12 protein-coding genes are annotated in these 16,913 nt (G+C 55.0%); 9 read left to right on the top strand and 3 right to left on the bottom strand.

Annotation, left to right across the window (positions count from 1 at the left end; all coding sequences use genetic code 11):
- Positions 1-765: 765 nt before the first annotated feature.
- On the top strand, positions 766-1,791 hold the full coding sequence (gene recA / locus GVI59_RS04955; RefSeq protein WP_173573189.1) for a recombinase RecA: 1,026 nt from the start codon (positions 766-768) through the stop codon (positions 1,789-1,791).
- 334 nt (positions 1,792-2,125) lie between these two features.
- The gene (locus tag GVI59_RS04950; protein WP_173573188.1) at positions 2,126-3,385 is read left to right on the top strand and encodes a 3-phosphoshikimate 1-carboxyvinyltransferase; all 1,260 of its coding nucleotides are present in this window, start codon (positions 2,126-2,128) and stop codon (positions 3,383-3,385) included.
- A 161-nt stretch (positions 3,386-3,546) separates the two neighbouring features.
- Here the strand turns inward: GVI59_RS04950 and GVI59_RS04945 are convergent, their stop codons facing one another.
- Positions 3,547-4,200, bottom strand: coding sequence for a helix-turn-helix transcriptional regulator (locus tag GVI59_RS04945; protein ID WP_173573187.1), 654 nt, complete (start codon positions 4,198-4,200; stop codon positions 3,547-3,549).
- The gene (locus tag GVI59_RS04940) at positions 4,197-4,412 is read right to left on the bottom strand and encodes a hypothetical protein (RefSeq protein WP_173573317.1); all 216 of its coding nucleotides are present in this window, start codon (positions 4,410-4,412) and stop codon (positions 4,197-4,199) included. The genes GVI59_RS04945 and GVI59_RS04940 overlap by 4 nt, the downstream gene beginning before the upstream one ends.
- A 137-nt stretch (positions 4,413-4,549) precedes the next feature.
- Here GVI59_RS04940 and ahcY point away from each other — a divergent pair, with 137 nt between their 5' ends.
- From ahcY to aldA, 6 genes are all read left to right on the top strand, one after another.
- Positions 4,550-5,851 carry an adenosylhomocysteinase gene (ahcY, locus tag GVI59_RS04935; protein WP_173573186.1) on the top strand — a complete coding sequence of 434 codons (1,302 nt, stop codon included), beginning with the start codon at positions 4,550-4,552 and terminating at the stop codon, positions 5,849-5,851.
- A 79-nt stretch (positions 5,852-5,930) separates the two neighbouring features.
- Positions 5,931-6,323 carry a DUF3597 domain-containing protein gene (locus tag GVI59_RS04930; protein ID WP_173573185.1) on the top strand — a complete coding sequence of 131 codons (393 nt, stop codon included), beginning with the start codon at positions 5,931-5,933 and terminating at the stop codon, positions 6,321-6,323.
- A gap of 385 nt (positions 6,324-6,708) precedes the next feature.
- Positions 6,709-7,434 (top strand): glycosyltransferase family 25 protein, encoded by a 726-nt coding sequence (locus GVI59_RS04925; protein WP_173573184.1) that lies wholly within the window; start codon positions 6,709-6,711, stop codon positions 7,432-7,434.
- Positions 7,435-7,478: 44 nt separating this feature from the next.
- A complete protein-coding gene (locus tag GVI59_RS04920) occupies positions 7,479-8,291 on the top strand; it encodes a sulfotransferase family 2 domain-containing protein (protein WP_173573183.1) in 813 nt (270 codons plus the stop codon).
- 82 nt (positions 8,292-8,373) lie between these two features.
- Entirely contained in the window at positions 8,374-8,724 is a 351-nt protein-coding gene (locus GVI59_RS04915) for an ArsC family reductase (RefSeq protein ID WP_456304140.1), read from the top strand.
- Positions 8,725-8,951: 227 nt separating this feature from the next.
- Entirely contained in the window at positions 8,952-10,400 is a 1,449-nt protein-coding gene (gene aldA, locus GVI59_RS04910) for an aldehyde dehydrogenase (RefSeq protein WP_173573182.1), read from the top strand.
- Positions 10,401-10,534: 134 nt separating this feature from the next.
- Here the strand turns inward: aldA and GVI59_RS04905 are convergent, their stop codons facing one another.
- Entirely contained in the window at positions 10,535-12,970 is a 2,436-nt protein-coding gene (locus GVI59_RS04905) for a membrane-bound PQQ-dependent dehydrogenase, glucose/quinate/shikimate family (RefSeq protein ID WP_173573181.1), read from the bottom strand.
- A 708-nt stretch (positions 12,971-13,678) separates the two neighbouring features.
- Between GVI59_RS04905 and GVI59_RS04900 the strand changes: the two genes are divergently transcribed.
- Entirely contained in the window at positions 13,679-16,843 is a 3,165-nt protein-coding gene (locus GVI59_RS04900) for a Hint domain-containing protein (protein WP_173573180.1), read from the top strand.
- Positions 16,844-16,913 lie beyond the last annotated feature (70 nt).

Raw genomic sequence — 16,913 nt, 5'->3', positions numbered from 1 at the left:
GCATTTACGGAATTTGGCGGTTCTGTGCCAGCCATCATGAGAAAAATGATCCTATCCGGTGGAACAGGCGCCGCCGCCAGAATGTTCAGGGAGAGGAACGCGGTCGTAAGCTCTTCCGTGATTTCTGGCGCTTTGCTTTCGACCATGCCTGCTGCGACGCCTTCCGGCAGAGATCGAACAGATCCATGGATGGCTATGCTGCGCATCGATCGTCTGACCAGCGCTTACCCCACGCCTTTGCAGCGGCGGCGGCATTAGATCCTCGAGAGCAGACAACCCTGCTCAGCAGATCCTCACCAAGTGTGCGGATCATTGTTTGGTTCATCTTGCGCGGGCCCGCTCTTCTGGCAGGAGCCGTGAAACCTGCCCGAATGGACACGACAGACCTCGTATCCATTTTGAAAGAGGGAAGAATAATCACATCTCAATTTTAATCCGGCGCTCTTCAACATGCCGCCCAGAAAGCCCGAATCCGAGATTCTCCCTTGCGTTTGTTCTTATTTTGTTCCAAGAAAGAACAAACGCGAACAAATCCTTAACAAGACGTTTTTTGCCGGATCGCTGCGATTTTCTCGCAGAGGCGTCTTGATAAGAACAGATTACGGAACATATGCGGAACAGGGATAATTCCCCATGCCGCACATTGCGGGAAGGGTCAGGCTTGTGACAGACTCGTCAATCAGTGCGGTTTTTACACCTGACGAACCATCATTGTTCGCCCTCATGGGAGGAACAACCGGTGGAAACGGGTTTCGAGGAATGGACATGGACAAGACGAAGGCCCTTGAAGGGGCGCTGAGCCAGATTGAGCGTGCTTTCGGCAAAGGGTCGATCATGCGCCTCGGACAGCGTCCGAAAGAAGAAGCGGATGCGATCTCCACCGGCTCGCTCGGTCTTGATATCGCGCTCGGCATCGGCGGTATGCCGCGTGGACGTATTGTCGAGATCTATGGGCCGGAAAGCTCGGGCAAGACGACACTGGCGCTGCACATCATTGCCGAAGCCCAGAAAAAGGGCGGCACCTGCGCCTTTATCGACGCCGAGCACGCCCTTGACCCCGGTTACGCCCGCAAGCTGGGCGTGGATGTGGACAACCTGCTGATCAGTCAGCCGGATGCAGGTGAACAGGCGCTTGAGATCGCCGACACACTCGTTCGTTCCGGCGCTGTTGACGTGCTGGTGGTGGACAGTGTCGCGGCCCTCGTCCCCCGGGCGGAACTGGAAGGCGATATGGGCGACAGCCACGTCGGCCTTCATGCCCGTCTGATGAGTCAGGCGCTGCGTAAGCTGACCGGCACGGTCTCACGCTCCAACACGCTGCTGGTGTTCCTGAACCAGATCCGTCTGAAGATCGGCGTGATGTTCGGTAATCCGGAGACGACGACAGGCGGTAACGCCCTGAAATTCTACGCTTCCGTGCGTCTGGACATCCGTCGTATCGGGTCCATCAAGGACAAGGACGAAGTCGTCGGCAACCAGACCCGCGTGAAAGTGGTCAAGAACAAGATGGCCCCTCCGTTCCGGCAGGTGGAATTCGACATCATGTATGGCGAAGGCATCAGCAAGATGGGCGAACTGATCGATCTCGGCGTAAAGGCCGGCGTGGTCGAGAAGTCGGGGGCTTGGTTCTCCTATGACAGCCAGCGCGTTGGTCAGGGTCGTGAAAACGCCAAGAACTTCCTTCGCGAGCATCCGGAAATGGCGCATGCCATTGAACATCGCGTCCGCGAACAGGCCGGTGTGGTGGCCGAAGCCATGATGGACGGCCCGGACGAGGGCGAAGAGAACTGAGTTTGCAAGATGTTTTCCTCCGGTGTCAGGAATATCCCTGACACCGGAACCGTCTTTTTTCATTTGATCAGTACAGTTTGATCAGTACAGAACGATAAAAACCTTTTTCGTGTAGAATATTTATTCTGTCGCATTCTTTTCAGAACGACACTTCCATTACGATTTAAGCATCTGAATTTTTCTTGATAAAATCTCTAAAAAACAATATTAAATCGCTGCTGAATCAAAACGCGCTCTGACCGCGCCCCCTTCTGCTGCACGCACTTTACGGCCCCATCAGACAGAACGATCCTTGTGTGTTAAATACCCCTGTCAGCTACAAGGCAGAGGTCTCATGGTCGCCGCATCCGCACTCCGCATCGTCCCACCAGCAGGTCCGCTGAACGGCCACATCGAGCTGCCGGGATCGAAATCCATCACCAACCGTGCCCTGCTGCTTGCGGCTCTGGCTGATGGAGAAAGCCATCTGACCGGCGCTCTCAAAAGCGACGACACGCTCTACATGGCCGCAGCGCTACGCCTGATGGGTGTCGGTATTGAAGAGCCGACGGACACCAGCTTTGTCGTGAAGGGAAGCGGCACATTCACAGCGCCTCCCGAGCCCCTGTTTCTAGGCAACGCCGGAACCGCTGTCCGTTTTCTGACCGCCGCAGCGCCATATGTGAATGGCACGGTCGTTCTGGACGGCAACGCCCACATGCAGAAGCGCCCGATTGCGCCGCTGATCTCGGCCCTGTCCTCTCTGGGCGTCACCATTTCAGCCCCGACGGGTTGCCCACCGGTCACAGTGAATGGCACGGGGCGCCTTTCCGGTGGACGGGTCACAATCGATGCCGGTCTTTCCAGCCAGTATATCTCGGCCATTCTGATGGCCGCCGGGCGGGCCGACGCTCCCACGGACGTGGTGCTGGAAGGAAGCAGCCTCGACGCGCGGGGCTATGTCGATCTCACTGTCGCTGCCATGAAAGCTTTCGGCGGCAAGGTTGAGCCGCAGGGAGAGATGAGCTGGCAGGTCACACCGTCGCCCTACAAGGCGACTGACTTCCGGATTGAACCGGACGCCTCCGCCGCCACCTATCTCTGGGCCGCCGCCGCCCTGACCGGTGGGAAGATTGATGTGGGTCTCGCTCCGGAATCCTTCTCCCAGCCGGATGCGAAAGCCTTCAGCATGATCTCGCTTTTTCCGCATATGCCTGCGGAAATCGATGGTTCACAGATGCAGGACGCCGTCCCCACTCTGGCCGTACTGGCAGCCTTCAACGCCACACCCGTGCGCTTTGTCGGCATCCGCAATCTGCGGGTCAAGGAATGCGATCGCATCTCCGCGCTTTCCACTGAGCTCAACCGGATCAAAGCCGGTCTGGCGCGGGAGGAAGGAGACGACCTGATTGTGAACAGTGATCCCGCTCTGGCAGGACAGTTACTTCCAGCGAGGATCGAAACCTATTCCGATCACCGTATCGCCATGGCGTTCGCACTGGCAGGTCTGAAAATCGACGGCATCACCATTCTGGATCCTGCCTGCGTCGGCAAGACCTATCCCGGATACTGGGATGTGCTGAACAGCCTTGGTGTTTCTCTGATCAATGAGTGACATCAGCTGATCTCAAACCCCACAAAGGGACGCAGTCCCTTTGATCCCGACCTGTTGGAATAAAGGGCTGGGGACTCTTCAGGTATAGGGAAGAGCCCAGCCCCCTGTCTGCTTTAACAGGTCATGATCGAGGAAGCCGGGTCGCTCCGCCAAAACATCTTTCACAAAGTGGCTGCCGTCACCCTGTGAACCGGAGAAGCTGAAGCCGTCGGAATGGTGAGGTCGTCTCCGCTGAATGTGGTCACCCTCCATCCGCTCTCCGTAACCTGATCCGCAATGGCTATGGTGGGAGAGGGCGCACAGAAAATCACTCGATCACCTGCGTGAATCACGCTCGCCGGAGTGACCAGCAGCAGACTGCCCTGCCTGAAAGATGGCTCATAGACTGCGCTATCAAGCCGGATGGCGTAGTCATGCGGTCCGGCGTCTGCAAACGGAGAGCTGACCTCCGCCCAGAGATGCGGGACGGGCAGATGGGCACGATCAAACAGCTCGGCCGACCCAAGCCGGGAAAATTCGGCAACCCTTATGCGTCCGGCAGTCGGTCTGCGTTCCAGATCGTCCTGCCCGTGCTTCACATCCCCATCCAGATAGCTGGCGAAGTCACGCCACGGCATGTCGGCTGTCCGCAGTAACTCCAGCATGGTTTCCATCCGGGGCAGGCGAACCCGCCCATCAGTCGTGTACCGTTTCGACGGATTGAGCGCCGTGGGATCAAGCCCGGCGGCACGCGCCAGCCCGGAAGGCGTGAGGCCTTTCTCAAAAGCAAGCCGATCAATGGCGTTCCATACCTGCTCTGACCGGTCCCCTCTCATTTCTGCTTCAGAACCTCGGAGCGATGGCGCACCTCACCATCCTGCGTGATGTGAAAACGGCTGTCCTCCCCGACACAGGCCAGCCCCTTGCGCGTCAGCCGCTCAAGACAGGGCTCATCTTTCAGCCCGTGCGGCCGTCCATGCCTGCCGGAGAGACTGAGGCGATGCAGCGCTGACCGGCAGCATGTTTCAAGATAGGGTTCATTCCACATGAAGCGAATGTCCGTAATCCGACCGCATTGCGCAACAGCCAATCGGTCTGCAATGAGGCCCATGCGTTCACTTCGGGTGGCATGACGGCCATTCAGCCTGTATAGGAAGCCAGCTTTCCCTTTGAACAGGACGTCACATGAGCGCAGAATTCACAGACTACAAGGTCAAGGACATTTCCCTCGCAGAGTGGGGCCGCAAGGAAATCTCCCTGGCCGAGGACGAAATGCCCGGCCTGATGGCGCTGCGTGAAGAGTATGGCGCAAGCCAGCCGCTCAAGGGCGCCCGTATCGCCGGCTGCCTGCACATGACGATCCAGACCGCCGTGCTGATCGAGACGCTGGTCGCTCTCGGTGCGACTGTCCGCTGGTCGTCCTGCAACATCTTCTCGACGCAGGATCACGCCGCCGCCGCCATCGCCGCTGCGAACATCCCCGTTTTCGCCTGGAAAGGCCTGAACGACGAAGAGTTCGACTGGTGCATCGAGCAGACCATCAAGGGACCGGACGGCTGGACGCCGAACATGATCCTTGATGACGGCGGCGATCTCACCGTCATGATGCACGACAAGTTCCCGGAACTGCTGAACGACGTGCGCGGCCTGTCCGAAGAGACGACCACAGGCGTTCACCGTCTGTGGAAGATGCAGAAGGAAGGCACGCTCAAGGTTCCGGCGATCAACGTCAATGACAGCGTGACCAAGTCCAAGTTCGACAACCTGTATGGCTGCCGTGAGAGCCTCGTTGACGCGATCCGTCGTGGCACCGACGTGATGATGGCCGGCAAGGTCGCCGTCGTCGCCGGTTATGGCGACGTGGGCAAGGGCTCTGCCGCTTCCCTGCGCAACGCCGGCTGCCGCGTGCTCGTGACCGAAATCGACCCGATCTGCGCTCTGCAGGCGGCGATGGAAGGCTACGAGGTCGTGACGATGGAAGACGCCGCGCCGCGTGGCGACATCTTCGTGACGGCGACGGGCAACGAGGGTGTGATCCGTCTCGAGCACATGCGCGAGATGAAGCACCGCGCCATCGTCTGCAACATCGGTCACTTCGATTCCGAGATTCAGGTCGGTGCGCTGCGCAACTTCAAGTGGGACAACATCAAGCCGCAGGTGGACGAGGTTATCCTCTCCAGCGGCAAGAGCCTGATCCTGCTGTCCGAAGGCCGTCTGGTGAACCTTGGCAACGCCACGGGTCATCCGTCCTTCGTGATGTCAGCTTCCTTCACCAACCAGACGCTCGCCCAGATCGAACTGTGGACGGCGAAGCCGGGTCAGTATGAGGCGAAGGTCTACACGCTGCCCAAGAAGCTCGACGAAAAGGTCGCCGCCCTTCATTTGGCCAAAGTTGGCGCGCATCTTTCGAAACTAAGCCAGGAGCAGGCCGATTATATCGGTGTGCCGGTCAACGGTCCCTTCAAGCACGAAGAATACCGTTACTGATTGGCCGTGTGCTTCCCGTCTCAGAGCGGGGAGCACCGCACATGTGTGCGATTTCTGAACCCAGAGAGGGAGTTCTCTCATGAGCATTTTCGGTAAGATCGTCTCCGCCATTTTCGGCCATGCTGAGGCCGCAACGCCTGCCGCAGCCGGATCGACGGCCCCGGCCGCAACGCCGGCTGCTGGTAGTGCAGGCGCTCCGGCGGCAGCGGCTCCTGCTGCACCTGTCGATGTCGACGCCGTTCTGACCGCTCTGGCGGCGAAGTCCGGCCAGCAGCTGAACTGGAAAGAGTCGATCGTTGATCTCCTCAAGCTGCTCGGTCTGGACAGCTCGCTTGAAGCACGCAAGCAGCTGGCGACTGAGCTGAAATACACGGGCGACCAGAATGACTCAGCCACCATGAATGTGTGGCTGATCAAGGAAGTCCGTCAGAAGCTGGCGGAAAACGGTGGCAAGATGCCTGCCGGTCTCTGATTTTTCAGAGCTTCGGTAAAGCAGGAAGGAGAGCTTTATGCTCTCCTTTTTTATTGGCGTTTACAGATGCCTGTGTGGTGATTTCTGAGAGCTTTACCCAAATCCCACAAAGGGACACAGCCGCTCTGGTCTCGGCTGTTAAATAAATCAGATGAAAGCCTGCGTCCTCTTTCTGAACGCTGAGCATAACCACCTGAAACGATAGTCCGGCTTTTGGCAGGTCTGCTGCCCGTGCTCTCCCCTTCTTGAGAGAACTCAGGCCAGCAACAGGAAACCATCGATTTATAATGTTTTGAAACGAAGTGTAATGTTCGTCTGATCTTTAGAAGTGCCTTTAATATCCGGAAATAGGATCGACCTCGAAAAAAATCGGGGGCCTGTGCATATGAAACTTCTGGTGATCAATCGCGACTGCGACGTGGAACGTTATGACAGTTTCTGTCAGATGAACGGTGCTATTGCAGACATCGGGCGTTTCAGTGCGATCGATGGTCAGACACTCGACACGCAGGAATTACAGTCGGCGGGTCTCATCGCGCCTGACCTTGACTACAGTCGGGGCGCTGTTGGCTCGGCGCTTTCCCACATCCTTCTGTGGAATGCTGTGGTGGAAAATGATCAGGCAGTCACCATCTTTGAAGACGACGCCATTCTGAGCTGCAATTTTCAGGAAGAATCCAGGAGAATCATAGAATCCCTTGGAAATGAGTGGGATATTATTCTCTGGGGCTATAATTACGACGTCAATCTTGTCTTCGATCTGCTGCCCGGCGTCACCTATTGCGTCGCAAACTTCAACCAGACGCTGATGCGTCTTGGCGTCGAGCGTTATCGCAGTCGCCCCATCAGTGCGTCACCTTTCAAACTGTTCAAGGCTCTGGGAATCTGTGGTTACGCCATCTCCCCCAGAGGAGCGCGTCGCCTGCTCGATCTCTGCCTGCCGCTCCAGAACGCTGAATACTGGTATCGCAGAACCAATGAAACGCTGCGCAATACATCGCTCGATCATGTCATGTGCCATCACTATGAAAAGATAGACGCTTTCTGCTGTTTTCCTTCTCTCTGCATTTCCAGAAACGAGAACGCAAAATCGACAATCATCAACCCGTAACACGCTGAAGCCGCAATACGTCGATCGGTCTGTAAGGATGCACCATGATCCTGCTCGAAAATGACAGAACCCTGATTCTCCACACACCCAAATGTGGCGGGAAAGCTTTGCGGAAGGCATTTTCATCCATCGCGGCAGCAGGCCCCTGGTGGGACTGGACATGGCTCCGCCCAACAGGAGAATGGGTCGATCAGGCTCATGTGCCGCTCCATATCCTGCGTCAGACAGAAGAGTGGGATCAGATCCGTTCTTACACGGTCATTTCGGTCGTTCGTGATCCCTGGCCGCGATTTGTGAGTTCTCTGAAAGAACACATGAAACAGCACAGGAAAAGAAACGCACTGCAGGTTCTGGAAGAACTCGATGAAGTGCGGATTTCATATGATCCGCGCTACATCCACTTTATTCCTCAGTTCCGTTTCACACATCTCGGCAACAAGAGATATGCCGATTTTATCGTACGCACGGAATCCCTGCCTGAAGACCTGAGGGCCGTGGGAATGATCGGCGGCATGAGTAACGATTTTTTCAAGGCTGTGGATACTCTCCCTCCCTTGCCGACATCTGATCCAGAAAGCCTTCCTGCAGAAGTTGAGCAGAAGATGAAGTCGCTTCTCATGAGATTTTACCGGCGGGATTATGCTCTTTTCGGTTATATCCCTCCATCAGACGATGAAGCCGTTCCCGCAGGCTTCGATGCCCTCCTCATGGACCCTTTATGTGGGGGAGAATGGAATGGCTACGCGGCCGCGGCTCCTGCCTATGAACGGTTTGTGCGTCACAGCACAAAAGATTTTCTGATTTCTCATCTTACTGCAGAAGTTCAGGAATTACGGCAGAGGCTTCGCTCCTCCTGATACAAGGCGTCATTGATCCCGCAGATAATTTACAAATTCTTTTTAGACCTTAAATTTCATGTTCTCATTTCAAGGATTCTGAATGATGACCGTTGCGATTTATGGGATCAGATCATGTGACACAATGAAAAAGGCGATGGCCTGGCTGGATGCGCATGACATCGCTTACACGTTTCATGATTACAAGAAGGAAGGCGTGGACCGCACCCGTCTACTCGACTGGATCAAGGAAGCAGGCTGGGCAGAACTGATCAATCGTTCCGGCACGACATTCCGGAAGCTGCCTGATGCAGACAAGACTGATCTGACCGAGGAAAAAGCCGTTCAGCTCATGCTCAGCAATCCTTCCATGATCCGCCGCCCGGTTCTGGAAGCATCAAGGCTGCTCATCGGATTCAAGCCTGAAAAATATGCTGAATTCTTCAAAAGCTGAATAGCCTCCCTGCATTGCATACCGTTTCAGGCAGTCATGCACGACCGTCAGGGAACAATCACGGTTTTGATCAGTTAGGGACTGTATGCGCGCCTGTCATCATGACGGATGCAAGGCGATTTCCCGTTTCCTGACGGGCTGGTTCCGGCCGCCGACACAAGGCTGCCGACCTTATGGCCCAGAGCCAGAATCGCATTTCACGAGATTTCAGAAGCAGGGATTTACGTATGCCTTCCCAGACACGATATGACCTTTTTATTGATGGCTCCTGGAGAAAACCCACCAGCGGCAAGTGGACGGAAATCCGCAACCCGGCAACAGGTGATGTTGTTGGAGAAGCTGCGAAAGGACAGGAGCAGGACGTCAATGCTGCGGTAGAGGCCGCCAGCAAAGCCTTTCCGGCATGGCGCGATACGCCAGCTTCAAAGCGTGCTGATGCTCTCTATAAACTGCGCGATCTGGTGGAGCGCGACAAAGAGACACTCGCCAGAACCATCACCTCCGAAATGGGGAAGCCGCTGAAAGAAGCTCAGGGAGAAGTGGATTTTGCCATCTCCCTGCTGCGTTTTGCTGCGGAAAATATCCGTCGTCTTCAGGGGGAGATCATTCCCGGAGAACGCCCCGGCGAGAAAATCCTGATCGACCGAGTGCCACATGGCGTCGTGGGAGCTATCGCCGCATGGAACTTCCCGCTGGCGCTCTGTGCGCGCAAAATTGCGCCGGCGGTTGCTGCTGGCAACACCATTGTCCTCAAACCCCATGAACTGACGCCTCTTTCCGGACTGGCGCTGGCGAAGCTGGTTGAGGAAGCAGGTATCCCGGCCGGTGTAATCAATATCGTGACCGGCGACGGGCCGGAAGTCGGTGTGCCCATCGTCGCGCATCCGGACACGAAGCTGATCACCATGACGGGTTCAACGCCTGCCGGTAAGAAGATCATGGCGGCCGCCGCCGAGCATCTCAAGGAAGTGCGCCTCGAACTGGGCGGCAAGGCTCCCTTTATTGTCATGGATGATGCTGATCTCGACAAGGCTGTCGAAGCTGCCGTCATGGCCCGTTTCGGCAATGCCGGGCAGGTCTGCACCAGTAATGAGCGGACCTATGTGCACGAAGCCGTTTATGACCGGTTTGCCGAGAAGTTACGCGAGAAAATCAAAGCGCTGAACGTCGGGGACCCGATGGACCCGAAGACGGATATGGGACCCAAGGTCAGCGAAGATGAACTGAAAAAGGTTCATGAAATCGTTGAAAAGGCCGTGTCGCAGGGCGCAAAGCTGGAAATCGGTGGTCAGCGTCTGAAGGGCGGCATTTATGACAAAGGCAGTTTCTATGCGCCGACCCTGCTGACAGGTGTAACGCATGAGATGGACGTTGCCCGAAACGAGGTGTTCGGCCCCGTGCTGTCACTGATGAAAGTGCGCGACTTTGACGAGGCGCTGGAGCGGGCCAACGACTGCCGTTACGGACTTTCGGCTTACCTGTTCACGAAAGATCTCGCCACAATCCTGCGCATGACGCGGGAGCTGAACTTTGGTGAAGTCTACGTCAATCGTGAAGGCGGTGAGGAGCCGCAGGGCTTCCATCATGGCTATGGTGAAAGCGGTCTCGGTGGCGAAGACGGTCAACACGGGCTGGAAGCGTACGTGGATACGAAAACCATCTACCTGAACGCCTGATATAAAAAGGGCGGATATCCCCATGGGAATATCCGCCCTGAAACAGGAAAAAGTTTTTGGTGAAGCTTTTTCCAAAAAGCTTCAGAATACGTTGCCTTTTTAAAAAAAGGCGACACCAAAAGACTTTAATTAAATCAATGAGCAGCTCCCTCATCCGGCAGCGTGTAAGCAATGATCTCATCGCTCACATCCGGTGAATGGCTCATGCCGCCTGCGGAAATCACCACATATTCCTTACCGGTTTTTGGAGAGCGGAACACCAGCGGAGCCGCCGGAGCACCAGCAGGAAGACGCGCCTTCCATACTTCCTCACCCGTCAGCGAGTTCAACGCGCGCAGGTAGTAATCCTGTGTGCCAGCAAAGAACACCAGACCGGATGCGGTCGCCGTGGGACCGCCAAGCGTCGGCAGACCAAGCGGCACATCCATGCGCGTCTTCAGCCCCATCGGCCCCGTGTCCTTCACCGTGCCGAGCGGCACCTGCCACAGCAGCTTCTTGCTGCGCAGATCAATGGCGCTCATCGTGCCGAAGGGCGGCGTGTTGCAGGGTACGGCGAGCGGTGATTGCAGAATGTCGATGCGGACGCCCTGATAGGGGCCAGCAACCTGCGGACGCAGCGTGCCCATGAAGCCCGGAACCTCGTCCATCGAGATCTTGTAGTGCGAGGCATTGTTTTTGTTCACCAGCATCATACGCAATGGAACACGCATGTCGTTGACGAACATCAGACCACGGGCCTCGTCGATGGAAACGCCACCCCAGTTCATGCCGCCGAGCAGGCTCGGATATTCGATATAGGGCTTCTCGCCGGGAGGTGTGAACGCCCCTTCATAAACCGAATTGCGGAACATGATGCGGCAGTAAAGCTGGTCGAACGTGCTCACGCCCCACATGGAACTTTCGGTCAGCGGCCTGGCGCCGATGTCAGGCATCCCCACGGAGAAAGGCTGTGTCGGTGAGAGATGCTCCCCGTCCGCCGCGGGCTGTGTAGCGACTTTCTTTTCAACAACATCCGTCACCGGCTGGCCCGTGCGACGATCCACGACGAAGATGTTGCCGGTCTTGGTCGTCTGGATCAGGGCGGGAACGGTCTCGCCCTGCTTGTTGGTCACATCGAACAGAACCGGCTGGGAGGGAAGGTCATAGTCCCAGACATCGTGATGCACGGTCTGGAACACCCATTTCGTCTGGCCGGTCGAAGCATCGACAGCGACGATGGCCCCACCGAACTTTTCCTTCACGGCATCGCGGTCGCCACCCCAGTAATCCGGCGGTCCGTTGCCGGTCGGCAGATAGACGAGGTTGAGCGCGCGGTCATAGGTCGGGATGGTCCACACATTGGGTGTTTCCAGCGTGTAGGTCCTGCTCGGATCAGCCGCGTTGGCGTTGTCCGGATCACCCACATCCCAGGCCCATGTGAGCGCGCCGGTGCGCACGTCATAGGCGCGGACCACACCAGACGGTTCACCATGCACGATGTCCCGCACCCAGCCGCCAATGACCGCCGTATGACCCATCACCACAGGAATACCCGTCGGATGATAGCGTTTGCCGTTTTCCGCTGGCCCCATGCGCGGCTTCAGATCGACAACGCCGTTATCGCCAAACTTCGGACAGAGCTTGCCGGTGTGGGCGTCCAGACCGATCAGACGGGCATCGACCGTGTTGACGATAATGCTCTGGCGGCACGGCACGTCCGGCTCAGCCGCCTTGTCCTCGGCGGACAGCGTCTGGTCCTTGTCTGTGTCGTAGTATCCGACGCCGCGACAGGTGACATGCTCCGCCGAGTGCGCCTGTGGGTCGAACTTCCAGAGCGCCTTGCCTGTATCACCGTCAATGGCCGTGACCAGATTTTCCGGTGTGCAGGAATACAGCACGTTGCCGATCTGCTGCGGCGTGTTTTCATCGACACCCGTGCCTGCGCCGGTCAGGCGGCGGCCCGTGTGATAAACCCAAGCAACCTGAAGACGGCCGACATTCTCGGGCGTGATCTGGCTGTAAGGCACGTAGCGCGTGCCGTGCTCATTCCGGGCGAAATACTGCCAGTCCTCGGACACGTCTTCCTTTGCAACAGCGAGAGGCGGCTGCTTGCTGAATCCGGTGTCGTTGTGGATCGCGCCATGAGGCGAGAACGCCTCAAACAGGGTGAGCAGCAGGCAGCATGTCAGCGCCAGCCCACCCAGCATGCTCTGCTTGCGCGTCTTCGGTGTGAAAGACTGAAGCGTTGCGGCAGCCCACAGACTGAGGACGAACAGAATGGTCGGGACGACCAGACGCGGCAGAAGCGCCCAGTATCCGAACTCTGGCGTATCGAACATGGCCCAAAGCAGGGTAGCGACAAAGACGCCGGTCGAGAAAGGCAGCGCAATCCGCTGTTTCAGCACCAGCAGAATGGCGAGGACGATGTAACCGAAACCCGCGAACAGATAGTACAGCGAGCCACCGAGCATGACGAGATTGAAGCCACCTGCGGCAAGACCTGCTCCGATGAGCAGGCAGAGCAACGCGACCAGAACACGCCAGCCATCAAGTAAGCCGAGCTTCCGGTAAGTGGGCTGAAGATCACCCATAAAACACTCCAGAGCACATCCCGGCGGATGTCGGGATATTTTGAAAATTTGCCCGCTTCCTCTGGCTGAAAAAACAGAGGGCGCATAGTAAAAAATCTTTGTGCGGAGTGCGTCCTAGATCAGAGAGTTGAGGCGGCTGGCTTTTCTGAGAAAACGGTATTCCAGTCACAGGAACGATCCAACCGGAACAGAGTCAGCATTGACTGCTGTTTAATGGGAGAAAACGGAGCCAGACTGTCGTAAAATCTGTCTGACCCTATACCGACAGAAACCACAGCAGCCTGAAGGCGTTGAAACAAAAAGAGCCGCGGCAGTAACGTGCGGCAGCCGGTCTCCACGCCCGGACTCTGGAGGGAAATTAGCCTTGCATGGTCGAATACACAATTCTTACGCTGTGTTTTCAGAGCTTCCAATCCACAGATCTGAAGGCTCCCATAATGGATAACCAGTATTACAGTGAACGGCTACGGCGCTTGATTTTTCACTTGTAAAAATCTGTTCAAAGGAATGCTGTATCAGGGACCCTGCTTCGTGCCACTCTCTTTTATACATGTATAAGTAACGCACCAAAAAGTTCAAAATACCAAATTCAATTAATTCATTGCGTTATAATTTTACACACAATGGTTAACAAATTATTATTTCATTGACTTTTCCTTATAAAATAAACGATAATTTTATTTATTTTCTGTAGCCTGGAGCGTTTTTATGAGCGGGAACTCTACGGGATCAAGTATTCCTGATGTCATTTATGATGGCGGAACATACAGCGTTGAAGCGGGAATGTCGGTTTCCGGTGTCACCATTACCAGTGGGACCCTGAATGTCGCAGGCAGCGCTTCTGGAACCCAGGTCATTGGTTCTTCCAACGTTTATTCTTCTCAGGGGAGTGACGCCTCAGCCAAAGAGTATGTCCTTTCAGGCGGCGTGGAAACCCAGACAACGGTCAGCGATGGTTTTGTCAGTGTAGCAAGTGGCGGTTCCATCATTTCTGCATCAGCATCGGCGTCTGCCCTTGTCGCCGATGGCGGCACGATCGAGACCTTGCAGGCTACTTCCAATACAACAGTTTTCGCAATAAACGGCGGCACGATCAACTCGGGATCAGTATTGTCGTGGGGAAACATCACTGTTGATGATAAAAGTTACCTAAAAAACTGCACTGTAGGAGGCAGCAGTTACCTGAATATAGACAAGGGCGCAAAACTCGAGAACGTCACCATACAGAGTGGCAGTACCCTGAGCATGAATCCCGGGACGGTCTCGGCAACAGTCACGGACGCAGACTTTCAGGGCATCACACTAAACTCCGGCTCCGTCATTTCGGTTGCACAGGGAGCAATATCTGATTTTCATCTCGGTGCAGGAAATGTCCTTGCCATCAACAATGGTGTTTCCGCCAGCAATCTTGTGATTGCCGGCATAGAGACCGTCAGCTGGAATGGACATGATCAGAACAGCATCATTCAAAGTGGCGGAACGCAGCAGGTTCTGATCTCTGCCGTGACTTCAGGTGTGATCGTGTCATCGGGTGGAGAGCAGATTGTTTCATCCGGCGGCATCGCCTTTGAAACACATCTTGAAAGCGGCGGCAGTGTTTATGTTTCATCCGGTGGTTCCATCGTCAATTCTGACGACACACAGCTTTCACAGGGCGTGGTCAATCTTGATGGAGGAAGCATCGTCTTTACTGGCGACACAACGCTGAGCAGCGGCGTGATTTCCGGTTCCGGTTCCATCGTGCAGGAAGGAAGCGGCTCACTCCATATCGCCAGTGACGACGGTCTGTCCGGTTTTTCCGGAACCATCTACGTCACGGACGGAAAGCTTGTTGTTTCTGATATTTCTGATCTGCATTCAGCTTCTCTCGAATTCATGGATGGTCACACAGGCTCGCTTGTCATCAGCGGCTCGACATCTCCTTCAGGTATAATAGGGGATATCGATATAGGCGATACGATAGAACTGTCTTCTCTGACCTGGCAGGACGGTCTTACGACGCATCTTGATGGCACCAATACTCTTCAGATCGAGCAATCTGACGGCACTGTTGTGGGAACCCTCAATCTCGGCGACGCCAATTATACATGGTCTTCCTTTGTTCTCAGCAAAGGCGGTGACGGCGGCACAGTTATCGCTCTGGATGACAATAGTTCTCCAGGCGTGAGCGCGGATACGATATTTTCCAGCAACACCTCCAACGTCAATGTGAGTGGGACTGCTGCCGTCACAAATGGTGCTACAGTCAGCAATATGAGCATATCCGCCGCTACATTATATGGAGACGGCACGACAGGTCATCTGGTTCTGTATAATGGAACGAAGTCATTCTATACGAATATCAATCGGAATACAGAAGAAGTTATCAGGAAAGGAGCCTCCTCTTATAACTCCACAATAACGGGTGGAAATGAGCAGGTTTACGGAAACAGTTATAACTCTCAATTCACGACATGGACACAGGATAATTTTCAGCAGGTCGGCGCGTCCCAGTATATCTATTCCGGTGGAATTTCTGATGGCGCCACTTTTACACCAAGCGTTTATTCCATGCGACCCGGCTACTATGTGGGAACGACCGCCAATCAGTATATCTATTCTGGCGGGATTTCAAAAAATACAACACTATCAGGCGCAGAATATAGCGGATTTTCTGTTCCAGAAACCAAATATGTGACGGTCTACGCCCAATCTGTAGAGACAATTTACGGTGGCGGCATGGCCATAAATACCACCATTACACAATACGGTATTGTCAACGCGGCAAGCGGAGCGACACTGACCAACGCCGTTCTGGATGGCGGCGCGCTCAACATGGCGTCTGACACGATTATTTCCGGTGGGCTGACTTTTAAAAATGGCAGTATCTACCTAACCGACATGAAATATGCAGAAGAAAACGCCCTGCAGGTTTCACTGGACGGCAATGATAATCTTCTCATAACAGATGGAACCATCTCCAAGGAGATCCATCTCAATGGCGACTATTCGAATGCTTTCAATATAACACACGACGCTCAGGGAAATGTGTTTGTCACCTATGGCACACCTGCTCCCTGCTATGGCCGGGGTACCCTGATAGACATGCAGGACGGCAGAAAATGCGTTGAGGATATTGTCATAGGTGACGTCGTGAAAACAGCCGACGGGCAGGATCGCCCAGTGCGCTGGGTTGGATACCGTGCTTATGACGGTCTGTTCGCCAGAGGAAATCCCGATCTGATTCCTGTCGTTTTCAGAAAAGGGTCTCTTGGAAAGGGATTGCCGGAACGGGATCTGACGGTTTCACCACTCCATGCCATGTTTATCGAAGGCTGGCTGATCCCCGCCCACTGTCTGGTGAACAACAGAACCATTGTTCGCAGCGCCATCGGTGAAAAGCTGGAGTATTTCCATATCGAGCTTGAAACGCACGATATTCTTCTGGCTGAAGGTGCGCCCGCAGAAAGCTTTGTGGACGATCAGAGCCGCAACATGTTCCACAATGCTCACACATTCCATGAACTGTATCCTCATGCAGACCTGAGCGAAGCGCTCTATTGCGCCCCAAGACTGGAAGAAGGTGTGGTGCTGGAACATATCCGGCAAAAGCTTGATGGGGCAGATAAGCCTATAGAAGCTGTTTCTGTGTGCCTTGAAGATGTGACCGACACCATGATCAAAGGTTATGTGACGGGCAGCATGCTCAATCATGATGCGACTGTATTGAGTGTTTCAATCAATGATACTCACATCGGTTATGTGACTGCCGATCAGAGTGACACAAGCGGTCGGCGATATTTTGTATATGGTCTGACACGCTCTCAAAGACTGTCAGGAGATGAAAAGATCCAGATCACTCATCTTCAGGCTGGTCAGAAGCAGGCTGCATGAAATAATGAGAAGAGTAGATTGACCAACCACCAGGTTTCTCGTGAAGATCACTGGAGTATGTCCTGCACAT

It is taken from the genome of Acetobacter sicerae (assembly GCF_011516765.1).
Lineage (GTDB): Bacteria > Pseudomonadota > Alphaproteobacteria > Acetobacterales > Acetobacteraceae > Acetobacter > Acetobacter sicerae.
The sequence above is the reverse complement of the archived record's forward strand: the minus strand, read 5'-3'. Positions and strand labels throughout refer to the sequence as shown.